Source organism: Streptomyces sp. JNUCC 63 (assembly GCF_054366325.1).
In genome coordinates this window covers 4,028,883-4,051,006 of the sequence record NZ_CM135963.1, presented here as the reverse complement: position 1 = coordinate 4,051,006, position 22,124 = coordinate 4,028,883, and the positions used below count along the sequence as shown (strand labels likewise).

At 69.4% G+C, this 22,124-nt stretch carries 20 protein-coding genes and 2 pseudogenes; 10 read left to right on the top strand and 12 right to left on the bottom strand.

Annotation, left to right across the window (positions count from 1 at the left end; genetic code table 11):
* Positions 1-279: 279 nt before the first annotated feature.
* Positions 280-1,515, bottom strand: coding sequence for a molybdopterin-dependent oxidoreductase (locus ACX25U_RS18545; protein WP_454393492.1), 1,236 nt, complete (start codon positions 1,513-1,515; stop codon positions 280-282).
* Positions 1,516-1,676: 161 nt separating this feature from the next.
* Here ACX25U_RS18545 and ACX25U_RS18540 point away from each other — a divergent pair, with 161 nt between their 5' ends.
* From ACX25U_RS18540 to ACX25U_RS18525, 4 genes are all read left to right on the top strand, one after another.
* On the top strand, positions 1,677-3,056 hold the full coding sequence (locus ACX25U_RS18540; protein ID WP_454394356.1) for a hypothetical protein: 1,380 nt from the start codon (positions 1,677-1,679) through the stop codon (positions 3,054-3,056).
* A gap of 92 nt (positions 3,057-3,148) precedes the next feature.
* Positions 3,149-3,571, top strand: coding sequence for a hypothetical protein (locus tag ACX25U_RS18535; RefSeq protein ID WP_454393491.1), 423 nt, complete (start codon positions 3,149-3,151; stop codon positions 3,569-3,571).
* Positions 3,572-4,017: 446 nt separating this feature from the next.
* Positions 4,018-4,653 carry a hypothetical protein gene (locus ACX25U_RS18530; protein ID WP_454393489.1) on the top strand — a complete coding sequence of 212 codons (636 nt, stop codon included), beginning with the start codon at positions 4,018-4,020 and terminating at the stop codon, positions 4,651-4,653.
* Positions 4,650-5,144: a hypothetical protein gene (locus ACX25U_RS18525; RefSeq protein ID WP_458633812.1), complete on the top strand. Its 495-nt coding sequence runs from the start codon at positions 4,650-4,652 to the stop codon at positions 5,142-5,144. Before ACX25U_RS18530 ends, ACX25U_RS18525 begins: the two co-directional genes overlap by 4 nt.
* 407 nt (positions 5,145-5,551) lie before the next feature.
* Here ACX25U_RS18525 and ACX25U_RS18520 read toward each other — a convergent pair whose 3' ends face one another.
* Both ACX25U_RS18520 and ACX25U_RS18515 read right to left on the bottom strand, forming a co-directional pair.
* Complete coding sequence (locus tag ACX25U_RS18520; protein WP_073951158.1) at positions 5,552-5,890, bottom strand: XRE family transcriptional regulator; 339 nt, start codon at positions 5,888-5,890, stop codon at positions 5,552-5,554.
* Positions 5,887-6,273 carry a type II toxin-antitoxin system RelE/ParE family toxin gene (locus ACX25U_RS18515; protein WP_454393484.1) on the bottom strand — a complete coding sequence of 129 codons (387 nt, stop codon included), beginning with the start codon at positions 6,271-6,273 and terminating at the stop codon, positions 5,887-5,889. Before ACX25U_RS18515 ends, ACX25U_RS18520 begins: the two co-directional genes overlap by 4 nt.
* Before the next feature lie 846 nt (positions 6,274-7,119).
* Here ACX25U_RS18515 and ACX25U_RS18510 point away from each other — a divergent pair.
* Together ACX25U_RS18510 and ACX25U_RS18505 are read left to right on the top strand one after the other, a co-directional pair.
* On the top strand, positions 7,120-8,886 hold the full coding sequence (locus ACX25U_RS18510) for a SpoIIE family protein phosphatase (RefSeq protein ID WP_454393482.1): 1,767 nt from the start codon (positions 7,120-7,122) through the stop codon (positions 8,884-8,886).
* Positions 8,887-9,511: 625 nt separating this feature from the next.
* Positions 9,512-9,715: a cold-shock protein gene (locus tag ACX25U_RS18505; RefSeq protein ID WP_454393480.1), complete on the top strand. Its 204-nt coding sequence runs from the start codon at positions 9,512-9,514 to the stop codon at positions 9,713-9,715.
* A 497-nt stretch (positions 9,716-10,212) separates the two neighbouring features.
* Here the strand turns inward: ACX25U_RS18505 and ACX25U_RS18500 are convergent, their stop codons facing one another.
* Positions 10,213-10,587, bottom strand: coding sequence for a hypothetical protein (locus ACX25U_RS18500; protein WP_454393478.1), 375 nt, complete (start codon positions 10,585-10,587; stop codon positions 10,213-10,215).
* A 177-nt stretch (positions 10,588-10,764) separates the two neighbouring features.
* Here ACX25U_RS18500 and ACX25U_RS18495 point away from each other — a divergent pair.
* Positions 10,765-11,029, top strand: a pseudogene (locus tag ACX25U_RS18495) (MerR family DNA-binding transcriptional regulator).
* A 963-nt stretch (positions 11,030-11,992) separates the two neighbouring features.
* Here the strand turns inward: ACX25U_RS18495 and ACX25U_RS18490 are convergent.
* Together ACX25U_RS18490 and ACX25U_RS18485 are read right to left on the bottom strand one after the other, a co-directional pair.
* Complete coding sequence (locus tag ACX25U_RS18490; RefSeq protein WP_454393476.1) at positions 11,993-13,312, bottom strand: phosphatase PAP2 family protein; 1,320 nt, start codon at positions 13,310-13,312, stop codon at positions 11,993-11,995.
* A 960-nt stretch (positions 13,313-14,272) separates the two neighbouring features.
* The gene (locus ACX25U_RS18485; protein WP_454393474.1) at positions 14,273-14,464 is read right to left on the bottom strand and encodes a hypothetical protein; all 192 of its coding nucleotides are present in this window, start codon (positions 14,462-14,464) and stop codon (positions 14,273-14,275) included.
* A 218-nt stretch (positions 14,465-14,682) separates the two neighbouring features.
* Here ACX25U_RS18485 and ACX25U_RS18480 point away from each other — a divergent pair.
* Positions 14,683-14,865: pseudogene (locus ACX25U_RS18480) on the top strand (hypothetical protein); the annotation flags it as partial.
* 123 nt (positions 14,866-14,988) lie between these two features.
* Here ACX25U_RS18480 and ACX25U_RS18475 read toward each other — a convergent pair.
* From ACX25U_RS18475 to ACX25U_RS18455, 5 genes are all read right to left on the bottom strand, one after another.
* Positions 14,989-15,933, bottom strand: a complete 945-nt coding sequence (locus ACX25U_RS18475; protein ID WP_454393472.1) for a hypothetical protein — start codon at positions 15,931-15,933, stop codon at positions 14,989-14,991.
* On the bottom strand, positions 15,930-16,478 hold the full coding sequence (locus ACX25U_RS18470) for a SigE family RNA polymerase sigma factor (RefSeq protein WP_454393470.1): 549 nt from the start codon (positions 16,476-16,478) through the stop codon (positions 15,930-15,932). The genes ACX25U_RS18475 and ACX25U_RS18470 overlap by 4 nt, the downstream gene beginning before the upstream one ends.
* A gap of 328 nt (positions 16,479-16,806) precedes the next feature.
* Complete coding sequence (locus tag ACX25U_RS18465; RefSeq protein WP_454393468.1) at positions 16,807-17,055, bottom strand: SCO4226 family nickel-binding protein; 249 nt, start codon at positions 17,053-17,055, stop codon at positions 16,807-16,809.
* 741 nt (positions 17,056-17,796) lie between these two features.
* Positions 17,797-18,093 (bottom strand): GYD domain-containing protein, encoded by a 297-nt coding sequence (locus tag ACX25U_RS18460; RefSeq protein ID WP_454393466.1) that lies wholly within the window; start codon positions 18,091-18,093, stop codon positions 17,797-17,799.
* A gap of 552 nt (positions 18,094-18,645) precedes the next feature.
* On the bottom strand, positions 18,646-19,221 hold the full coding sequence (locus ACX25U_RS18455; protein WP_454393464.1) for a TerD family protein: 576 nt from the start codon (positions 19,219-19,221) through the stop codon (positions 18,646-18,648).
* 253 nt (positions 19,222-19,474) lie between these two features.
* On the opposite strand from ACX25U_RS18455, the gene ACX25U_RS18450 reads away from it, so the two are divergent.
* Complete coding sequence (locus ACX25U_RS18450) at positions 19,475-19,705, top strand: hypothetical protein (protein ID WP_454393462.1); 231 nt, start codon at positions 19,475-19,477, stop codon at positions 19,703-19,705.
* Positions 19,706-19,723: 18 nt separating this feature from the next.
* Here the strand turns inward: ACX25U_RS18450 and tatA are convergent, their stop codons facing one another.
* Positions 19,724-20,008, bottom strand: a complete 285-nt coding sequence (gene tatA / locus ACX25U_RS18445) for a Sec-independent protein translocase subunit TatA (protein ID WP_454393460.1) — start codon at positions 20,006-20,008, stop codon at positions 19,724-19,726.
* Positions 20,009-20,163: 155 nt separating this feature from the next.
* Here tatA and ACX25U_RS18440 point away from each other — a divergent pair, with 155 nt between their 5' ends.
* Complete coding sequence (locus tag ACX25U_RS18440) at positions 20,164-21,720, top strand: LCP family protein (protein WP_454393458.1); 1,557 nt, start codon at positions 20,164-20,166, stop codon at positions 21,718-21,720.
* Positions 21,721-22,124 lie beyond the last annotated feature (404 nt).

The following is a 22,124-nucleotide window of genomic DNA, read 5'->3' as shown; positions in this document are numbered from 1 at the left end:
GGAGCAGCCCGGAGAGGGCCGCCGGTACGCGCACGTACGGCGCCCACTCCCGGCGCCGGACCGCGCCGAGCCCCCGTACGGCCGCCCGGTCCGCGACCGCGTACAAGGGCAGCAGCACGAGGTCGTGCAGCAGCGCCGCCCCCACGAACCACAGCGCCACGCCGAACCAGTCGTCCGCGAGCAGCCGCACACCCGCATAGGCGGCGAGCGCGAACGAGCAGGCGAGCAGCAGGAGTTGCAGGGGACTGCCGATCGGAACGCGCGGAAGCAGCCGAGGCATCACAGGTCTCCGAACGTCATCCGGGCCACCCACTTGGTGTTGAGCACACCGGGCGCGGCGGGCACGATGATCCGCGCCGGGTGGCCGTGGTCGGGGGACAGCTCCTCGCCGTTGACGTACAGGGCGAGCAGGGAACGCGGGTCGGCCACCTGGTTGGCGCGCAGGGCGGCTTTCCGGAAGGCGCCGCTCCGTTGGAGGGACTCGACGAACACGTCCGGCGGGTCGTCGTACCCGACGAGCGCCGCGAGGTCGCGCAGCCGCACCCCGCGCCACCACTGGTCCGACGTCGACCAGCCCTCCACGCAGGCGATGGGCAGTGCCGCGCTGTACAGGGGAAGCCGGAGCAGCTCGTCCCGGCGGAGGCGGACGGTGCCCGTGCGCCCCGTGACGACGAGCCGCCACGCGTCCTCGCCCGTCTCCGCCGCATCGATCCCGGCGTACGCGGCGGTCTTGTTGATCTGGAAGCCGTTCGGGCCACTGCCGGGATCGCCGCCGCCGTGCGGTGCGAGGAGGGCGGTGCGCCGCAGCGGACCGTCGAAGTTCTGCCCCACCGTGGTGGCGAACAGCAGCAGCGAGCCGCCCCCGACGAACCACAGGGCACCCCGCCGGGAGACGGTCGGCTCGGCGGGGCGCGGAGACACCAGGTCGTTCCTCTCCTCCCGCGGGTGCCGCAGACTGCGCAGCACCGTGGGCATCCTCAGCAGCGCGTGGGCGACGAACGCGGCGAAGAACACCCATGCTCCGTAGAAGTGCAGAGGGTAGAAGGAGCCGGGGAAGACGTAGTCGAGCTGGACGTTGAGCACACCGGTCACGAACTGGAACAGCGCGCCGCCCACCAGGAGCAGCAGCGAGATCCGCTCCAGGGCGTGCGCGAGCGAGCGGGCCGGCGGCAGCGCGAACAGTCTCGGCACCACGGACCACAGCTTGGCGAGCAGGACGGGGATCAGGGTGGTGCCGAGGGTGACGTGGACGCCCTGGTTGAGCCGGTACAGCCAGTGCGGGTCCGTCGGCCAGGCGAAGAGGTAGAAGCCGAGGATCCCCTTGCCCGGTGTCTTGTCGTTCACCGGGGACAGGCCGGGGTTGTAAGCGGCGTACGAGACCAGGCCCGTCACGAACAGCACGGTGATGCCGACGAGCAGGACGAGGCCCAGCACCGAGGTGAACCAGGGGCCTCGCAGGGGGCTGCGCCAGAAGCCGGGCGAGGAGGGAAGCCGTGGGGCGTCGGGGTCGCGCATGTTCCGACGGTAGGCCGGAACCACCCCGCGAAAGGGTGCGCGACCCATGACGAAACGCTGACATCGGGCCCGGACGGCGGTCCGTGACCGGCCGCGCGGCCTAGCGTTCCGGTGTGATCCGTACCCTGCCCTCCACCGAGCCCGGCACCGCGCGCTCCGGCGTGCCCCGTGGCCTGAGCCGTGACCTGTACGCAGCCGGGGCCGCCGTGCTGCTCGTGACAACGGCCGTGCTCGTCGGCCACCACATCCAGGGGACCCGCCGTACGCTGTTCGTCAACTGGCCCCCGCTGCTGGCGTCCTGGGAACCCCATCTCGGCCCCGGCACTCCGGCGGCCGTCCTGGTGGCGGTCGCCACCGTGGCGTACGGCCCCGCCCTCGCGGCCCGTCTCCCCTGGCGGGCCCTGGTTCCCCTGACGTGGGGCACGGCCATGGCGTGGATCTACTCCCTCGCCCTGGTCGACGGCTGGCACCGGGGCATCGCCGTCCGGCTCACCACCCGCCACGAGTACCTCCAGGTCATCGACCGCTTCCATGACATCCCGGCGACGCTGCGGGACTTCACCCAGCACATCTTGCTCGGCTCCCCCGACAACTGGCCCGCCCACATCGCCGGCCACCCGCCCGCAGCCACGCTCACCTTCGTTTTGCTCGACCGGATCGGGCTGCGGGGCGGGGGCTGGGCCGGGGTGTGGTGCATCACCGTCGGGGCGACGGCCTGCGCGGCCGTGCTGGTCACGGTCCGCGCCCTGGCCGACGAGAGACTCGCGCGAGGGGCGGCGCCCTTCCTCGTCCTGGCCCCGGCCGCCGTATGGATGGGCACCTCGGCCGACGCGTACTTCGCGGCGGTGGCTGCATGGGCGGTGGCGCTGCTCGCGCTGGCGGTCACCGGACGGTCTCTGTGGTGGGCAGGGGCGTCCGGGCTGCTGTTCGGCCTGACCTGCTACCTGTCGTACGGCCTCACACTCGTCGCGCTGATCGCGGCGGCGGTACTGGTGCTCGGCCGACACGGGATCCGGGAACGCCCCGCCCTGCTGGTGCCCCTGCTCGCCGGGCTGGCGGTGGTCCCGACGGCGTTCACGCTCGCCGGGTTCAACTGGTGGGAGGCCTACCACCTGCTGGTCACGCGCTACTACCAGGGCGCCGGCGGTGTCCGCCCCTACGGCTACTGGGTGTGGGCCAACCTCGCCTGCACGGCACTCATCACGGGCCTGGCGACGGCGGCGGGCCTGCGGCGGACCGGTGCGGTGCTCGTCCGGTGCCGCGGCGACGCCCCCGACCGGACAGCCGAGGCCCGTCTCGCACTCCTCGTGTCCGCCGCCCTCCTCGCCCTGCTGGTCGCCGACCTGTCCGGCATGAGCAAGGCGGAGACGGAACGCATCTGGTTGCCCTTCGCGCTGTGGCTGCTCCCGGCGTGCGCATTCCTCGCCCTCCCCCGAGCTTCCGGCTCCGCTCCAGCAGGGGGGACCCCCATCCGCGCTTGGCTCACCGCCCAGGCGCTGCTCGCCCTGCTCCTCAACCATCTGCTGCTCACCGGGTGGTGACCGCTCCCGAGGAGACGGAAGCTCGAGACCATGACGATCGCCGTGACGGCCGGGGGCGGCTTCGGAACCGGGGCCGAGGTCACCCTTACGGCGTGCTTCCTGAGCTCGACATGGCCGTCGGCGTCACCGACGACCCCGTGGTCAGGGTCGGCCCGCACGTGACCGTCGCGGCGTTCGCCCGGCCGGGGACGCGCGTCTTCGACATGACCGGCCGCCCGATGCGCGGCTGGATCCTGGTCGACGGCGCCGCGGCCGCGGAGGACTACACGCTCGGCGCATGGCTCGACGAGGGACGCGCCTTCGCCGCGGACCTGCCGCCCGAGTGGGGCACCGCCCATGAGGAACGTGCCTCCGTCACGCACGGCGCGCCCCCGTCTTCGGCCCGGGAACACTGTCCACCCGGCACCTGCGCGCGGACAGGCTCCCTGAAGTCGGCCCGCTCCACCGCGTCGGGGGTGCTCACAGGGAACCAGCCCGCAGTGCGACTGCGCCCCTCACCAGCCAGTGGCTGCTGATTGCACACGCAAGCTCGCCCGGACGCGCATCGGTCGACGTGCCATCCGGTACGGCTCCACCGACCAGGAGGGGACTGCCGAGCGGCACAGTCCGAGGCCGTGCCCAATCCATGCCCGTAAGGGCGGACAACCACGGTCAACAGCGGTGCACTGCGGCTCACACGACCACCCCAAGGTCCAGGTGTCTGTGCTGGTCAGAGCCGTGGGCTTCTTCAGGTCCGCTGGTCAGCGGAAGCGGTCTGACCTGCGCGGGTGGTTGATTTTCGAATCAAACTCCGCCGACCTCGATTCCAGGGTTCTCGCTTCGGGTTGGGCGATGCGACGAAAACGCATTGCATGCTCAAGTTCTCCTCAGAGCATCGAACATCCGCTTGTCGCGTGCATGCCCCAAACGTAGTGTCCAAGTGCTTGATCGCCACGGGGGCGGTCCACCAGAAAGGTGTTACATGGGCATCGGCTCACGGCGCGCTCCGACCGGCGCTGCCATTGCAGCTCTGCTTCTGTGCTTCGGCACTGCGGGCGCTGCTGCCGCTGCGGAAGTACCGACCGACGATACGGCCGTTTCCGCTGATCAAACGCAGGACATCAACGATAGGCAGGGTTGGGAGGAAGACACCGAACAGCCGCTTCACACGATGAAGCCGAACCGGTGTGACGGCCCGTCGACGTGGGTCAGCATCACGTCGAAGAAGGGCTACCACGTACCGTCATGGTGGAACGGCACCAAGTACAAGGACGGTCCGGGTGGGACCATGACCGTCAGCGTGACCAAGACGGGGACCATCACGGCCGAGGTGACCGGCACGATCTCGGGGGAAGCCAATTTGGTCGTCGCGGCGGCCAAGTCGTCCATCAGCTACAAGATCGCCGGTAGTGTCTCGATCTCGACGGGGCACACCTACACCCGCAACATTGCCCGGGGTAAGTACGGGCACTTGCAGTACGGTTCATGGGGCTACAAGGTGACGTGGAAGAAGTACCGGTCCACTGGTAACGGCTGCGGTGGTGTCGAGATCGGCCACGGCACGGCAACGCTGCCCACGTCCGAGACCGGCTGGAAGTACTGGGAAACCGCGACATGACTCAATCGAGCTCACGCACGACGTGGTTCGCCGGAGGCACCGTCTTGGTGTCAGCCTTCCTGATCGCCGCGTGCACGACGTCCGCCAATGATGGGGACAAGGGCGCGAATTCTTCACCGTCGCCTGTGCCGAGCTTGTCTCAGACAGCAACCGGGCCGTCTGAGAAGAAGCTCACCGAGCAGGCCCAGGCGGCCCTCGCCGCCGTTCATAGCGGGACGCTGGTTGAGGCCGGCGCAGAACGCGTGACCGACGGTATCCACATTGAGCCCCACCTGGACAAGGGAAAGACCTACCGGCTCAACTTGGTATGCGTCGGCAGCGGCAGCGCACGACTGGAATTCGAGCCTGCGAGCGTCGGCACGGAGAGCAAGGTGCCGTGCGATGAGTCGGTGGTTCAGCAGCGGATCATCGCGGACAAGCCGGTTCGCATCGACGTTGACGGTGCCGATGGGGCAACCGGCATGATCGCCTGGCAGATCGACGCCATGTGAGCCCGCTGGGCGTCTCCCGGCACCGCTGTCAGGAGGTGCCCAGTCCGCCCCAGCAAACGGCAGCATTCAACGCGGGTCTCGGTCCACGCGCTGCACTGTGACCGCACCACAAGCGCACCAGACAGGGCGGGGAACAGCGGGGAACCACGGTGAACGCACCAGCGTCCACCGCGGCCCCGAGGCCAACGTACGCGCAGGTCAGCCCGCGAATCCGTCCCGGATCACCGCAGCTTCCCAAGCTGAGAGCGCGAGTTCGATTCTCGTCACCCGCTCCACGAAGAAGGCCCGGGTCAGAGACCCGGGCCTTCTTCATTGCCGAGGGCTTTCCATGCCCGCGCGAGGGCTTCCACGGGTTCTGGAGCGCGTCGAAGAGCTGTCCGTGCCGGGCGGCAAGAGCGGCAGCCGGCTCAGGCCACGGTGTACTCCGCGTCTCCGAAGTCCGCGACTACACGCAGCCGACCACCCAGCGCTTCCACATAGGCTCGGAGTGTCGCCACCTCGGCCCGGTCCAGCTCGCCGTGCTCGATCGCGGAGACGCGAGGTGCCGAGACCCCCATGGATGCGGCGACCTGGCGCTGGGTCAACGCCTGCTCACGTCGGACCTCCGCAAGCTTGTGAGCGCGCACCTCAGCAGTCAGCCTGTCCATGGCCGCCTGCTTCTCCTGAGCCGAACGCACCGGCAGCCCAGCGGCCTCGCGCCGCTCGCGCGCCTTGCGCTTGGTCTCCTCCCAGCCGACCGTGCTCATTCGTACTCCCTGGTCTCAAGATCAGACACATGCGCCCGGTAGTGCTCCTCGGCGATCGGGATGTTGACGTCGTACCAACGCTGCCAGTTTCCGGCCTTGTCCCCGGCCACCAGCAGCACCGCCCGGCGCACCGGATCGAAAGCGAAGAGGATCCGGATCTCGCTGTTCCCGGACGAACCCGGTCTCAGCTCCTTCAAGTGATGGTTGTCGGCACCCTTGATCCGGTCGACCAGCGGGCGGCCGAGCGTCGGGCCCACGGCCGCCAGCATGTCGATGGCGTCTTCCACCTGTTCGGCGCTGTCCCAGTCCTCCTCGGCCAGCGCCTCGAACCACGCCGCGACCTCCGTGACGAGGACCACTTCCCATTGAGCCACGAGCCCCATGTTAATGCAAGCGTTAACACAGGCCGTGCCGAAGCGGCCGGCGGCTGCAAACCTCGTCCCGACCCGTACGGCGAGTGAAAGTACCCACTCGGTGCGGTTGCGATGGCCATCCCCGGGTCGCTCCCCGGGACAGCGCACCGAGCTCGCCGCGATCCGCCAAGCGCCGCTTGCGGCTCGGCGCCTTTGACGCGTGCCCATAGCGTGCCCGTAAAAGCGGACAGTCACGGTGAACAGCGGTGTGATCCAGCACGCCGGCGGCCCAGTATCAGCTGCGTATGACCAGTTCAGAGGCCACATGACTTGACAGGCGCCGTCGCTTCCCAAGCTGAGAGCGCGAGTTCGGTTCTCGTTGCCCGCTCCAGAGGAAACTCCCAGGCCAACGGCCTCCGGCCAGGGTGCGGCCGGTCCACTCGTGGTCCCTCCGTGGGCGAGGGTGCCGCGGGCGCGAAGGCGGCGGTCAGGTGCTCCGGGCCGGGGACCACTTCTCGCTGCTCGTGGTCCCACCGGACACGCCCATGCCCGCGGCGAGGGCCGCGATGGCCGACGCGGTCCGTACCGGCAACCTCAGGCAGGCCGGGCGGATCCTGGCCGACACTGGTAGTGATCAGGCCGGCCCGGCCGGGCCGGCCGTACAGCGGTGTCGCACAGACGCCGTATCCAGCGGTCCGCGCGCAGGCGTCCGCGGTGGGGCTTACCCCTGGAGGTGGAGGCAGCGGATCATCGTGTCGGCCGTGCGGCCGAGTTCTCGCACGGGGCCATCGGGGCACTTGAGTTTCTGTGACCTTCCGGGGCCGAGGCCCCGGCGGCGGAGTGTTCCGTGAGGGGAAGGGCGGCGTGGTGGAGGGCGTGAAGCCCAGCGGAGAGCGTGAGTGGCGGCTGTCGGCGGCGGAACCGGGTCTGTGGCAACAGGTCATCGAGCAGCTGGGCACGGCCGTGGCTGTGGTGGACCCGGCGGGGCGGATTGTCGCGGTCAACCCGGCCGCCGAGCAGTTGCTGGGTCGCGCGGCAGCGGTGATGTACGGCCAGGACGTCCATGACCTGTGCCATCGGGACCCGGAAGGCGCCCGGATCCCGCGAGAGCACTGCCCGCTGCTGCGGGCGCTGGCCGAGGGGCGTTCGGCGCGCGGGGACGACAGGTGCCTGCGGGGTGACGGACGGCTGATCCCGGTCTCCTGGTCGGCTTCGCCCCTGACGGACGGCGGCGTCTCCCAGGGCATGGTCGTACTGATCGCCGAGACCGCAGCGGATCGCGGTGCCCGCCGGGAACGCGCGGAACGCGCAGAACAGGCGGACCGTACGGAACAGGCGGTGGAACAGGCGGAACGAGCCGCCCATACGAGCGCCCTGGAGGGACTCACCGAGCGGTTGACACTCGTTGCGGAGATCACCGACGTGCTCGGCCAGACCCTGGAGGTGGACGAGGCCCTCGCCCGGTTGGGCCGGCTTCTGGTTCCCCGCCTGGCCGACTGGGCGGCGGTGGACCTCCGGGTCGGCTCCCGTCAGGTGCACCGGGTGGCCGTGACCGGCCCCGAGGGCCGTGACGCCGGACAGGAGGACTGGCGCGGTCATCTGCCCCCGGCCGGGGAGACGGCCCACTCGCCCCTGGTCCAGGTACTGAACGGAGGCGATCCCGTCCTGCAGGACCGGGCGGACATGGGCGCACCGCCCGACTCCCCTCTGGCCGCCGTCCACAGCGCCTTCCTCTCAGCAACCGGCGCGGCATCCGCCATCACGGTGCCGCTGGGCACCGGACGGCAGGTCACCGGTGCCCTGACCTTGGTGCGCACCGACCCGGCACGTCCCTTCGACACCGGCGACCTGGACGTGGTGAGCGACATCGGCCGCCGGGTCGGTCCAGTCATCGACAACGCCCGCCGGTTCGGCCGCCAGCGCGCCGTCGCCGAGGCCATGCAGCGCAACCTCCTTCCCTCGCTGCCCCAGCACGGCCGGATCCAGCTGGCCGCCCGGTACCAGCCCGCTCCGGCCGGCTCTCAGGTCGGCGGCGACTGGTACGACGCGTTCACACTGAGGGACGGCACGCTCGCCCTGGTCATCGGCGACGTCGTGGGCCACGATCTGACCGCCGCGGCCGGCATGGCGCAGTTGCACGGCATCCTGCGCTCCCTCGCCTGGGACCGCACCGGTCCGACGGGGGCCGTCGTGGACCGCCTCGACGACGCCATGCACGCCATCACGACCGTACCGATGGCCACCCTCGTCCTCGCCCGGGTGGAAGGCCCGGACAACGGCCCGTGGACGCTGCACTGGACCAGTGCCGGGCACCCGCCGCCCCTGCTGCTGACCCCCGACGGGAACGCGCAGTACCTGGAAGCCGGTCAGGGACTCCTCCTCGGAGCCCGCCTGGGCGTCACGGGTCGGCGGCCGAGTGCCGCCCACGCCCTGCCGCCGGGGTCCACGCTCCTGCTCTACACCGACGGCCTGATCGAGATCCCCGGCAGCGACCTGGACACCGGGCTCGGCCGGCTGCGCCGCCATGCCCTCGCCCTCGCCCACGAACCACTGGACACCCTGTGCGACCAGTTGTCGGCCCGGATGCCACCCGGCAGCACCGACGACATCGCCCTGCTCGCCCTGCGCCTGCCCGTGCCGTGACCGGGACCGAGGCTCGAGCACCGAGGACTGAACGATGACGGCGATGCTCACGTCCCCGGAGCCGGCACCAGAGCGTGGAACGGGCCGGGCGGCAAGGCCGGGAGGGTGTCGTCTCCGGCGCATGCCGGTCACTACAGCCACCCGAGTCGGGCCACCGGCGACCGGCGACCGGCGACCGGCGACCGGCGACCGGCGACCGGCGACCGGCCGGGAACGTGCCGGCGGAGCGGCCGTTGCACTCCGCCCCGGTGTGGCCTTCATCTCGGCACCGGGTCGTCGACACGTTCGCCGGCGTCCCGTCCACTGACGATCGCGCTTCGTCCCACAGCCCCGCCCGGGCAGGCCATGGCGCTGTGGCGGGAAACGCTGGACAGCGACACTGCGTTCCCGGGCGAATAAACATCTCCGGCCCGAGCGGGGAAATCGGCACGGAGTGCGGTGAATATTCAGCTCTCGGCAGGCGGAGCGGAACGGTTCGCCGCACATGGCCGAGGCCTCCGTGCTACTGTCGAACCAGTTGCAGTTGTGGTTGCCAGAAGGTTCATTTTCCGACGGGCTGATCATCACGGCGACACGGATCCCGCGCAAGGCGGACTCCGAGCACCGTTTCCGAAGGAGAAATGACATGGCTACCGGCACCGTGAAGTGGTTCAACGCCGAAAAGGGCTTCGGCTTCATCGCGCAGGACGGCGGCGGCCCCGACGTCTTCGCCCACTACTCGAACATCGCCACCCAGGGCTTCCGTGAGCTCCAGGAAGGCCAGAAGGTGTCGTTCGACATCGCGCAGGGCCAGAAGGGCCCGACGGCCGAGAACATCGTTCCCGCCTGACACCGGCGCTAACGCATACTTTGCAGCTGGGGCCCGCACCTTGGGGTGCGGGCCCCAGCTCGTTTCATTTTCAGGGTGATTCGACCCCGTCATTTCCGACTCTTTCTCGCGATTCTCTGCGCCATTCATTCTGCTGTGGAAATTCCTTGATACGCGCCCACATCGGGGAAGGTTCCGCATGAACCGCGCACGCACTGCACGCACAACCCACGCATACCGCCACTTCGGGGGCTCTGCCGCCAACCGCTCCGGCGCTCCGCGCCGCTCCCAGGGCGGCGGACGTCGGCAGACCGCGCCCAGGAACGAGTTCGCGCTACCGAAGACGGTCACGCCCGCGTTGCCCGCCGTCGAGTCGTTCGCCGATCTCGCCATGCCGGCGCCGCTGCTGGCCGCCCTCGACCATGAAGGCGTGACCGTACCGTTTCACCTGCCACGCCCGTCCCGAGGCCGTGCCCGGCGTATGAGAACGGGCGGAAGCCGCCACCAGGGCCGGCGTCTCACTGCTCGGAGTAGCTGAAATCGCCCACGGTCCAGGCGCTGACATCCTTGATCGCGACACGGTACATCCCACCCGTCTCCGGGATACCGACACTGCCCTGCACGATCCGCGCGAGATGAAAGTGCAGATGCGTGGGTGCCTCGCCACGGTCGGGCCGCCCCTTTCCCCGATGGCCGGTGAAGACCTCGGAGAACGGGCCAAGACGGTCCGAGTCCCTCAGGACCTCCGAAACGCGCTCCCGCCACATGGCCTCGGGAGCCAGTCGGCCGGTGATGACAGCACCACCGACGACCACGGTCAGCGACATCTGATTGCTTGGCTCCGACTCCACCATGGCGGCGACGGCGATGAGCAGCTCATCAGCGTTCGACATGGAAGCGATTCTATTCGGCGGCCTGTTCCGGCCCGCTCCTGAGCGTGAGGCGACCGGGCCCGCCGTCCGGTCGGCCGCCTCCCTGCGCAGTAGAGCCGACACGTGGTGTCGAATTTCCTTCGGGCCCTGGTGCTGTACGGCACCAGGGCCCCTCGACGCGTCGCGCAACGAGGTGACATGACAGCAGGCAATCCGCTCAGTGATCGCCTGAACGACGATGACTACCGCGTACACGATCGGCCGGGCCGCCGAGATGCTCGGCACCACCCCGGATTTCCTGCGAGCCCTCGGCGAAGCCCGTCTGATCACTCCGCTCCGCTCCGAGGGCGGACATCGCCGGTACTCCCGCGAGGACCAGTTGGAGGAAGCCCGGCGCATCAACGCCGAATACCGCCGTGCCGCGAAAGGATCGACCGACAGTTCCAGTCCCCCTTCCAGCTGAGCGCGCGTGGACGCGGGGCCGTTCGGCTCGAACGGGGCCCATGAGAAACCGACGGCATCGACGCCACCACGGTGCCCGCGCACACACTCCCGACCGGCGGCCGGGACCATGGCAGGCATGTGCGACCGCAACGGCACATCGAGGACCGGCATGCGCGCCGCGCACCTCCGAGCACAGCGCGAGCAGCATGGGCGGTTCGGTCACGTCTTCTGCGCCCCGTGCCCTTCGCGTGCCCTTGAGAGCGGTCAACCAGGATCAACAGCGGTACCGTCGGACCCATACGCCTACCGTCAGCTGAAGGCATCCGCACAGGTCAGGGCCGCAAAGCGGGCGCAAGCGCCGTCGCTTCCCAAGCTGAGAGCGCGAGTTCGATCCTCGTCATCCGCTCCAGAGAGAAGTCCCAGGTCAGTGGCCTGGGACTTTCGCTTTGCCACCGACTTCGCGGCACTTTTCGCCCCTCCGCACCTTCGGAGATCGGGCGCGCGGCGGGCACGAGCGCCTGATTGAGACCGGCCGGTCTCTGTAAGAACACTGCGGGGCGGTGCGCGCCGCATGACACCGCCCCAAAACCTCCGGGCCCGCTACGCCGCCGCGCTGCCCTGATCACCGCTTGTCGGCATCCGCAGCATGTGGTCACCGAAGACGGCGACCAGGTCCAACCTGCCGCCAAGCGCCTCAACATGACGTACGGTGCCGTCGGGAGCGGCGACCTCTCCATGCCCGATCCCGGACACGCGAGTGATGCTCGCACCCATACGGGCAGCCGCATCCCTCTGGCTCCTTGAGGTGATGTCCCGATCCCTTCAGCCGGTCCAGGAGGGGGCGACCCCCAGTGGTGGGGCCTGCGTCGTGCGGGGCGGCAATGGCCTGAGGTCGGCGCCTCGATGGCACGGGTGCCCTTGTGACGCCGACATCCCGGCCTCACTCGGGCGGCGCGCAGCCGGCAACCCGGTGCACCACGATTCAGATCGGTTCTGGTTGCGGTTCCGGTCGTCGCGCTGGTGCGGCCCTCGGTTCCCACGCTGCGGTGGTCCGTACGTAGCCGTAGACCACTGAGGTCATCGCCAGCATGAGCAGTGGTCCGGACACCCACGGATGCTCGGCCATCTTCAACGGCAGGAAGCGGTAGGACACCAGCAGCGCGGCGAAGACCGTTGTTCCGTATGCGACCAGCCGGATCCCTGACCGGTCCCAGCCGCGGTCGTACGACCGCAGAGCTGCCTCGATCGTGAGCGTGAACACCACGCCGGAAATGAGATCCACGCCGTAGTGGTAGCCGAATCCCAGCGTCGCGGCGAGCGTGGCGATCAGCCAGAACGTGCCCCCGTACCGCAGAACGCGCGGGCCCTTCCGGGAATGGATGAAGATCGCGACGGCCCACGCCGTGTGCAGGCTGGGCATGCAGTTCCGCGGGGTGATCCCGTCGAACGGCATGGGGTGCGGGGTGTTGATCGGCGGTGGCGTTTGCGGCCACAGGTCGGCCACCGCCCAGTGCCCGCTGGACGAAATGTCCGGCGACCACAGGCTGATCGGCGCCCAGTACTCGGTGCCGGTGCCGTAGGCGAAGATCGGTCCGACCACCGGGAAGATCATGTAGAAGGCCGGCCCGAGAAGGCCGATCACCAGAAAGGTGCGCACCAGGTGATGGCCCGGGAAGCGGCGCTCGACCGCCACGCCGCGCAGTTGGTACAGCGCGACGACGACCGCGGCCACCGCGAGCTGACCGTAGACGGTGTCGAGGAAATTGAAGCCGATGGGGCCGGTGGCCGTGACGACCCGGCCTACCAGCCATGACGGATCGCCCAGCGCGTGGTCGGCTGTTGCCACGTACTGGTCGAGCACCGCCGGGCGGGTCTTCGAGGTGATGAGCAGCCATGTGTCGCCGGTCTTGCGGCCGGCCACCAGCAGCAGGCCCAGCCCGACGCCCTTCAGCAGCAGGACGCGTTCCCGGCCGGTGCGGCGAGTGACAGCGATGACCGCGTAGCCCAGAATCACCCACAATGCGCCGTTGCCGAAGGGGTGGCCGTCGGTCGTCTTGGCGTCCACCGCCCACCGGACCAGCGAGAAGGCGATATCGATACCGATCGCCGCACCCGCCGCGATGAACCGTTGCCGCCAGGTGAGGACCACCATCATCAACGCCATGGCGGCGTACAGCAGGCCGCCCGACTTGGGGGCGGCCACCACCTCTCGCACCTGGTTGGTGATCGGCCCTGGTAGGCCGTAGCGACGCGCGGCGAACTCCAGCACGATGAGGAATCCGAGGGCCGCGACACCCGCCACGGCCCAGAGTCTCGCCCGTGGTCGACGCCTCGCGGAGAACTCGGTTCCCCGGTCTATTCGCGAAAATTCCCGCGGTGGTATGTGTCTCAATTCTTGGCCGCTTTGTTAGATGTTGGTCATATCAGGGTGGGTTTCGCTCGTCACCTTCCGGCCGGAACCGCTTTTCCCTCACGAAGAGTTGCCCTCCGAAGCAAGACGGAAAGATCACAGCCCGGGTTGCGGCGGGTCCGTCGCCGTCCCGCGAGCCACCCCCCGGCTCCGGTGCGGGACATCGCCTTGGCAACCCCGCCTACGATGCTGACATCAGCCCGACTGCTGCTGTTCTCAGTACCGTTGGTCGCGCCCACCGCAGCAGACCGCCCGAGACGACGCCCCCGGCTCCTGTGTGAGGGTGTTCTCCGACTGGTGCGCTTCCTGTGACGCGGTCGTCGCAGCCGGCAACATCACCGGCGAGCGGCAGGACGGGCATCGTCGCGGGCGACGCCCGTGGAAACCTGCGGTGCGACAGCGGTGACGGTGATGTCAGGGGGTTCGTTCGGCGGACGTACGAGGATCGCTACGGACCGGCAGGGGCACGAGGCCGCCGTATTAAGAAGCATCGGCCTCGTGGCGCCCGCTGCCGGGGCAGGCCCGGTCGAGGTATGCGCATGGGCGCAGCGGTCACTTCGCCCGCGATCCCGATGCATCTCCCAAAGCCCCGAGACACCTCGTACCCCCTCGGTCCGCCCCTGTACGCCACCCGCGCCCTTGGTGTGCCCTTCAGAGCCGACAGCCACAGTCAACAGCGGTGCCCCAGGCCCTCACGGGGAGGGAAGCACAGCGGATCTGCGCAGGTCAATAGCCATGTGGGCGCACAAGCGCCGTCACTTCCCAAGCTGAGAGGGCGAGTTCGGTCCTCGTCACCCGCTCCATGCAGAAGGCCCAGGTCAGCGGCCTGGGCCTTGTCGTTGTGGGTGGTGATCACTTGCCGCGTGCCGGATTCGTGCCAGAAGGCTTCTCGGACGCCTTCTCGGCGGCCTCAGCCCGGGCCTTGCGGACGGTGGTGTCGAGGCCGACGGCGACCTCTTCCTCCTGCCGCTCCTCGTCGGAGTGCTGATGGAAGTGCTGATGGATCAGCGCGGCCTTCTCGGAGGACTGCCCGGCGCGCACCATCGTGCCGCGGCGTAGCCCGAACGGCCGGGCGGCGTCGCTGTGATGATCTCGCCGCAGAGTTCGGTGCCCGCCGGCGAGAAGGCACCGCCGCGGGTGTGGTCGTGCCGGGGGTGTTTACCGGATGCGGTGGGTCCTCCAGAAGGAGGCCGGGTCCTTGTTGGTCATGGACTGGACGGTTTTCTCGAAGTCGGCGGTGGTGGAGATGCCGTACCAGTGGTCGCGGAGTCACCCACACGACGTTCCGCCGCATCACCGAGGCCCTGAACCTCAGCGGTTCGCGGCGCGACGACTTGCGGCAACTCCTCGTCAACAGCCGGCAGGAGCAGTACGGCGCGCCCCTCGGGCGCATCCCGGACGCAAGGGTGACGGAGCTCTCGGCTCAGGGATCACAAGGTGGGTGAGGGCCTTCTGGCTCGGTGTGGATTGCCGCGTCCGCACCGGCGACCGGAGAGGCCCTCGTGCCGCACCGCTGACCGAGATCCGGGGACGCCGCCCCCTGTGTGGCGCCCCCGGGCCGGGTGGCGCTACGGCAGCCGCTTCTCGTAGTTCTTGTCCTTGTCGGAGTCGTAGACCAGCTTGCTGTCGGCGTCATAACCCTTGATGCGCGGGGCCGCGGTGACCTGCTGGTTCAGGACGCCAGAGGCGACGAACCAGCCGTGGTCCAGGGCGGCCTGGCTGGTGGCGCCGCCGTAGGAGACGGTCACCCGGGCCACTGACGGCTCGACGGTGCCGATGACACCCCATCGGAACGGCAGCTTCCAGCTGCCGCGGTCGAGGAACGACTGCTGGTAGAGCTTGCCGCCGTTGATGTCGGCCAGCACGGGGCCGGCGCCCGGCACATCGTCGGAGCCCACGCTGGTGTTGAGGCCGCTCGCCTCGCCGCCCTTCACGTTGCAGATCAGCCGGGTCTGCTTCGGTTGCTCCTTCACCGCGACGACGTACATGCCATCGCCGGGCGCGTTGGAGTCGCCGGTGCTGTTCATCGCCAGGATGATCCGGTAGCCCTCTGCAGCGCCCAGGTCAGTGCGGAAGCCGGACGGGCGGCGTGCGTCGTGCGACCGGTCGTATGCGAGGCACTTCTGCAGCCCGTCGACGGCCTGCCCGAAGGTGATCCCGTCCAGGAGCTGGCCCTCCGTGGCCGGGCGCGCGGGCCCCGACGGCGACGCGGACGGCGTCGGGGCCGGCGTCGCCGACGTCCGCGGCATGGCGCCGACCGACGCCGCCGTGTCCCCGCCCGCGCCCCCGTCGGCCAGCGCGTACGCCCCCACGGGCAGCGCCGCCAGCGTCACCAGGGTCGCCCCGGCCGCTGCCACCCGGCACCGCCGCTCGATCGTGCCCCGGCGGCGGATCGCCGGATACGGCACCGGCGCGGGCCGGATCGTGTTCGCGTCCACGGCGAGCAGCTCGCGCAGCTGCTCCTCGAAGTCCCCGCCGGCTCCCGTCCCCTGCGGCTTCTGCTCCTCGTTCACTTGCTGCCTCCCTGCCCGGACGACACTCGGCTGCGGACAGGTTCGTCCACGACCAGCGCGAGCCCCGGATGCGTACGCAACTTCGCCAGCGCCTTGGACGCCTGGCTCTTGACCGTGCCGGGCGAGCAGCCGAGCACCTCGGCGACCTCGGCCTCGGACAGGTCCTCCCAGTAGCGCATGACGATCACCGCCCGCTGCTTCGGCGGCAGTCCGGCCAGCGCCGCGAGCAGGGTGCTGCGCTCGTCGGCCCACGAGACGGCCTCGTCGCGCCCGGCCACCTCCGGCGGCGCCGCGGTCAGAGCCTCCGTAACCCGCCGCTTGCGGAACCGGTCGCTGTTGCAGCTGACCAGTATCCGCCGGATGTACGCCTCCGGGCTGTCGCTGCGCGAGACGCGCCGCCATGAGCGGTACGCCTTGGCCAGCGCCGTCTGAGTCAGGTCTTCGGCGTGGTGCACGTCGCCCGTGAGCAGATACGCGGTCCGTACGAGATGGGACCACCGCGCTCTGACGAATTCTTGGAACTCGGCCTCTTGTTTGGCCTGCATCAAGCACCCTCCCTCGCCCTCCAGACCACAGTTTCGGCGGATTCGGTTGCCCGGGATCCGGTGCCTCGTCGGTCAGGTGAGCGGGGCCACTGACAACCATCAGCGGGGACCGAAGTGCCAAGCATCTCCCGGGAGCGGACAACAACCCGGCAGAAGCCTGAGCAACAACTTCCTTCACGGGTTCAAGCACCCGTCGTCGCTTCGCTCCTCCGGGCGGGCACGAGGGGCAGCGGCGGGGCGGCCTCGACCGCGGCCTGCGGATCCGCGCCCGCCGGCAGCAGCCGCCGCTGCCCCCCGCCTGAGGTTCTCCGTGGGCAGAGGGCTTTTTTCACGCGGTCAGGGGGACTGGGTGGATCTCGTCGGCCCGGTGACCAGCGCGTTCGTGAATGCGCTGGACCGCTTCGGCCGAGGGGGCCTCGGAGAGGCAGTAGACGGTTCCGGACTCCGGGTCCGCCCAGGCCTTCTCGAAGTGGACGCCTTCCTCCTTCTCGATGGCCAGGTCGGCCTTGTGGGTTTCCATCAGCTGGTCGGCCGTGAGGCCCTTCATTCCGTGGTGGACGTCCATGAACTGGGGCATGGCGTCGTGCCTCCTTCCGACTGCCGCGTCCCGGTGGATGCCGAGTCGCTTGCCGGCTTCGTCACGTCCATCCTGTGCCTGTACGACCGTGATGGCGACCGTGCGGCACCCGCCGGCCGGTTTCCAGCACATGCGACATCGAGGGGCTGCCCCTTCTCCACCGTGACCGGAACTTCGAGCGCGTCGCCGCCGTCACCGGCCAGGCGCGGATCCCCGTGCGTTCGGGCACTCCGCCCGCCGTTCCTCGAAGCCGTGCCCACAGCGTGCCCGTAAGAGCGGACAACCACGGTCAGCGGCGGTGCGATTGCGCCCGCACGACGACGCAAGCACGACGTTTGCGCAGGTCACAGACACACGGCCGCCCAAGCGCCATCGCTTCCCAAGCTGAGAGCGCGAGTAGTGCCCTCAGCTTGGCAGGCGCTGGTCTCCGGCCCGGCATCGATCACAACAGCCATGAGCCGAGCAGGGGCAGAACGGCCAGAATCAACATCATGGCCCGGCGAAGGCAGTCCCCGCCCGCAGGCAGGCGACGGGAATGGAAGCTCCGTCCAGGCGGTGAAGAACCGCCGCACCGCACGCGAAGCACGCGGCGACCAGTGCAGCGACAACGACGAGTAGGACAGTGAGGGGTGGTGGACCTGACAGGTCCGCAGGTGGACGACTCGGGCACCTCGGCAGGGTCGCAAGGCGCCCTGCCGAGCCGGCTCGCCGGACGCCGTCGCGTGCAGTGCGCGGAGGTCGTCAGCCGGCCGCCTTGGCGATGATGCGTTCCATCTCCTCCCGGCCGAAGGCCCGCAGAGTCGTGGAACGGATGTTGCCCACCCCGCCGAGCTGCAGGAGCGCTGCGGTGGCGGTTTCGTCGTCGGGTGCCTCGACGACGGCCACGAGGTCGTATGGACCGACGGTCCAGTAGATGTCCAGGAGCTTCGCCCCGGTCTTCTGTGCCGCTGCACCGAAGGTCTCGGCGCGCTTCGCGGTGTCCTTGTAGTTTCGGACCCCCTGGTCGGTCCAGTTCAGCAACGTGATGTACGTCGGCATGTTCTTTCGCCTTCACGAGGAAACGTATCGTGAGGTCAATCCTGGACAACCGTCCTGAAACCCGCATGAGGTACGCACCCGAACGAGCAGTGCGAGCGACACAGGCGATTGATCACGGCGACTGGAACCAGAGGCGCACGCATGGCAGCCACGCCAACCAGCGAGGTGACACCCAACAGCTCACCGAGGTCCGACCTCAGCCGCCCCGCTCCACCGCTCAGCCGCTCCGCCGGAGTGCGCATCGACGGAGTGGTGTCCATCGAACGGGCGTCTCGATCAGGTGATCGCGGCTGGTGCCGTGCGTGAGAACAGGGGTCCTTGGTAGTCATCCCGGGCCCCGTCGGTCCCGCCCCGTGGCCGGGAAAATCCGGTGTGGTGCCCGTCCGGAGGACGTCGATTGAGCTTGGTGCTGATCGAGAGCCCGTTTGGTAGCCGTGTGAACACGGCCTGGTGACGGCGTCGCTCGGGTCGTTCCCATCGGGCTGGGCCCGCCGCCCGCTCGTGGGGGATGGGGATGGCCAAGCGGGCGACGGGGGACTGAGGGCGGTGCGGTCAGACGTGGACGCCGAAGTCCTGCGCGATGCCACGCAGACCGGAGGCGTAACCCTGGCCGACCGCACGGAACTTCCACTCACCGCCGTGCCGGTACAGCTCTCCGAAGACCATCGCGGTCTCCGACGAAGCGTCCTCGGACAGGTCGTAGCGCGCGATCTCCTGGCCGCTCGCCTGGTTCACCACACGGATGAACGCGTTGCGCACCTGCCCGAAGCTCTGGCCACGCACCTCCGCCTCATGGATGGAGACCGGGAACACGATCTTCGCGACCTCGGCCGGCACGGCGGCCAGGTTCACCTTGATCGACTCGTCGTCGCCCTCGCCCTCGCCGGTGAGGTTGTCGCCGGTGTGCTCCACCGAACCGTCCGGACTCCTCAGGTTGTTGTAGAAGACGAAGTGCTGGTCGGAGACGACCTTCCCGGACGCGTCGCAGAGCAGGGCGGAGGCGTCCAGGTCGTAGTCCGCACCGGTGGTGGTGCGTACGTCCCAGCCCAGTCCGACCACGACGGCGCTCAGGCCCGGCGCTTCCTTGCTCAGCGACACGTTGCCGCCCTTGGCCAGGGAAATCCCCATGGCTCATCCTCCCGATCGCGGGCTGTCTGTACGGTCACTGGTTTCAACGCCGACCCCGCCGCTGCGGTTCCCGCGCTTGCGCAACTTCTAAAGCATTGGCGCAACGGGTTCCCGCACCGGGCGGGCCGCCCTGCTCTTCGGCCCGGACGAACTGCCGGAGTTCAAGGACCTCCCCGATGCCACCCAGGCGGCCGAAGCGGTCGTGACCTGCCTCACTACTCCCAAGACTTGCGCAACCTTTAAACTGTTCGCCGTGGAGACTACCGACGTGACGGGATGGGAAGACGCGGTGCTCGCCGGAGGGCCCGCGGACGGACTGCGGATGAAGGTCTCCGACCGGCCGCGCGTGATCCAGGTGACGTGCCCCTGCCGAGTGGAGGCAGCACCGCACGGCATGCACGTCGAAGGGGTGTATGTCTACCGCCGCGACTACGGCGTGACCAGCGAGCCGCTGCGGTACGGCTTCGACATCGCCAGCCCCTGACGGACGCGACCGCGGAACTCAGTGGGCCGAGTGGCCCTCGGCGGTCGGGCGGGCCGTGGCGGTCTCGCCAGGAGCGGCCTGGATGACGTGCGCCGCGGGCTCGGGAGCGGTCGCGTGCCCGGCCGGGTCGGCGGAGTGCCGCGTGGCGCCGTCCTCCTTCATGGCCCTGGCCTCGCTCTTGAGGATGCGCATCGACTTCCCCAGCCCGCGGGCGGCCTCGGGCAGCTTCTTCGAGCCGAACAGCACGATGATCACCATCACCACGATCAGCAGGTGCCAGGGTTCCAGTGCGTTACGGAGCATCCCGTCCACCCCTTCCCTCCGCCGGCCAGCGGTACGCGCGGGACGGCGCGCACCATCTGGATTCATTGCCACATTGCGCAACTTTACAACTGTACAACCATGGGGCGGGGTCAGTTGTCCCCTTCCGTATGAGTCGGACGGACGAGGGCACACGAATGACCACCACCAGCGATCGGGCCATACCCTCCCGCCACCGGCGCCGGGCGGAGCCGCCCCGCCGTGGCAGGACACGTGGCAGCCGCGCGGCGCAGCGACGCAAACGCAGCCCGCTGCGGACAGCGCTGCTCATCGCGCTGGCGGTGGCGTTGCTCGGCACGGCCGGCCTGGGCTGGATCTACCTGAAGCTGAACGGCAGCATCGACGCCTTCGACGGTGACGGCCTGTCCAGGAACCGCCCCGACGCCGGCTCGTCCAAGGGCAAGAACGTCCTGGTCATCGGCTCGGACGCGCGCAACGACGGCAACAGTGCGCTGGGCGGCGGGAGCAAGGACGACATCGGCCGCTCCGACACGGCGTTCCTGCTGCACATCTACGCCGACCACAAACACGCGATCGCGGTGTCCATCCCGCGCGACACCCTGGTCACCATCCCGCCGTGCAAACTGCCCGACGGCAGCTGGACCAGGACCCGGACCAACGCCATGTTCAACTCGGCCTTCTCGGTCGGGCAGACCGAGAAGGGCAACCCGGCCTGCACCCAGAACACGGTGGAGGAGCTCACCGGGCTGCGCGTCGACCACACGGTCGTCGTGGACTTCAAGGGCTTCGCGGAGCTGACGGGCGTGGTCGGTGGGGTGAAGGTGTGTCTCCCGCAGGACCTCTACCAGAAGGACCTCAACCCCAAACGCACCACCAAGGGCGAGCTGATCTTCGAGAAGGGCGAGCAGACCGTCTCCGGTCGGAAGGCGCTGGACTACGTCCGCATCCGGCACGGCATCGGCGACGGCTCCGACATAGGGCGGATCAAACGCCAGCAAGCCTTCGTCTCCAGCCTCCTCAAGAAGATCAAGAGCGACGGCCTCACCCCGACCAGGCTGCTGCCGCTCGCCACCGCCGCCACCGGGTCCATGACCGTGGACCCGGGGCTGAGCACGGCGAACAAGCTGATCTCCTTCGCCCTGTCGCTGAAGGACATCGACCTGCACAACACCAAGTTCGTGACCATCCCCTGGCACTACCAGGGTGCGAACATCGCGGTCGTCGAGCCGGACGCCTCCGACCTGTGGGCCTCGCTCAAGGCCGACCGCACCCTCGACGGCAAGGACGCCAGCGGAAGGAAGGGCACCGCCACCGCGTCCGCCGCCGCATCGCCGAGCACCGGCGAGAACGTCTCCGGGGACGGCATCGACGTCGCCGTGTACAACGGCACCACCACCGGCGGCCTGGCCTCCAAGGCCGCCGCCACGCTCACCGACCACGGCTTCACCGTCACCGGCACCGCCAACGCGAGCAGCCGGCAGCACACCACCACGGTCATCCAGTACGGCACGGGCCTGCGGAGCCAGGCCGAGACGGTCGCCAAGCTCTTCCCGGGTTCCGGGCTCGAGGCCATCGGCGGGTCGGGGATCAACGTGGTCGTGGGCGCCTCCTACGCCGCAACCAGCCCCTCCACGCCGGCGGCGCCGACCGCCGTCCCCAGCTCGGTGGCGGACGACGCCCGCTCGGCGGACGACGACCTGTGCTCCAACCTGTCGTACGGCTCCGGTGGCTGACGGGACGCCATGGCCCGGCCACGCACACCGGCGACCCCGCGTATCGCGGTGTTCGCGCCCTGACCGCGGCCCTGACCGCCGGAGTGGATCCGGGCTGCGGAGTACCGTCGCGTTGACATCTCCCCCAGCTGAAGCAGGGGGATTCAACCCTCGCGGGTTGAGCTTTCTGCTTCATCGACAGCTGCCGACCCGAACAAACGGCGAGGGTTGGAGTGCCAACCATCGGTCTTACGCCGGCTCCACAGACCTGACATCCCGCCAGCCCGGCGGTAGGCCCGACCGACTTGGTTCTCGCCGACCGGGCAATTCGGACCCTATCGCCCATCTGGAGGCCATGGCTGCCGGACGACGAATCGCCCTGGCGGCGATTCGTCCGGCGACGCGCTCTCCTCCCCCGAGACGCC

What these genes read in the sequence shown, in the direction of transcription:
- ACX25U_RS18525 (WP_458633812.1), top strand. Translation starts at nt 4,650, where the DNA reads ATGACTCAATCGAGCTCACGCACGACGTGGTTCGCCGGAGGCACCGTC.
- ACX25U_RS18500 (WP_454393478.1), bottom strand. Translation starts at nt 10,587, where the DNA reads ATGTCGAACGCTGATGAGCTGCTCATCGCCGTCGCCGCCATGGTGGAG.
- ACX25U_RS18530 (WP_454393489.1), top strand. Translation starts at nt 4,018, where the DNA reads ATGGGCATCGGCTCACGGCGCGCTCCGACCGGCGCTGCCATTGCAGCT.
- ACX25U_RS18545 (WP_454393492.1), bottom strand. Translation starts at nt 1,515, where the DNA reads ATGCGCGACCCCGACGCCCCACGGCTTCCCTCCTCGCCCGGCTTCTGG.
- ACX25U_RS18485 (WP_454393474.1), bottom strand. Translation starts at nt 14,464, where the DNA reads ATGGTGCGCGCCGGGCAGTCCTCCGAGAAGGCCGCGCTGATCCATCAG.
- ACX25U_RS18505 (WP_454393480.1), top strand. Translation starts at nt 9,512, where the DNA reads ATGGCTACCGGCACCGTGAAGTGGTTCAACGCCGAAAAGGGCTTCGGC.
- ACX25U_RS18455 (WP_454393464.1), bottom strand. Translation starts at nt 19,221, where the DNA reads ATGGGGATTTCCCTGGCCAAGGGCGGCAACGTGTCGCTGAGCAAGGAA.
- ACX25U_RS18520 (WP_073951158.1), bottom strand. Translation starts at nt 5,890, where the DNA reads ATGAGCACGGTCGGCTGGGAGGAGACCAAGCGCAAGGCGCGCGAGCGG.
- ACX25U_RS18515 (WP_454393484.1), bottom strand. Translation starts at nt 6,273, where the DNA reads ATGGGGCTCGTGGCTCAATGGGAAGTGGTCCTCGTCACGGAGGTCGCG.
- ACX25U_RS18465 (WP_454393468.1), bottom strand. Translation starts at nt 17,055, where the DNA reads ATGCCCCAGTTCATGGACGTCCACCACGGAATGAAGGGCCTCACGGCC.
- tatA (WP_454393460.1), bottom strand. Translation starts at nt 20,008, where the DNA reads ATGCTCCGTAACGCACTGGAACCCTGGCACCTGCTGATCGTGGTGATG.
- ACX25U_RS18440 (WP_454393458.1), top strand. Translation starts at nt 20,164, where the DNA reads ATGACCACCACCAGCGATCGGGCCATACCCTCCCGCCACCGGCGCCGG.
- ACX25U_RS18460 (WP_454393466.1), bottom strand. Translation starts at nt 18,093, where the DNA reads ATGCCGACGTACATCACGTTGCTGAACTGGACCGACCAGGGGGTCCGA.
- ACX25U_RS18470 (WP_454393470.1), bottom strand. Translation starts at nt 16,478, where the DNA reads ATGCAGGCCAAACAAGAGGCCGAGTTCCAAGAATTCGTCAGAGCGCGG.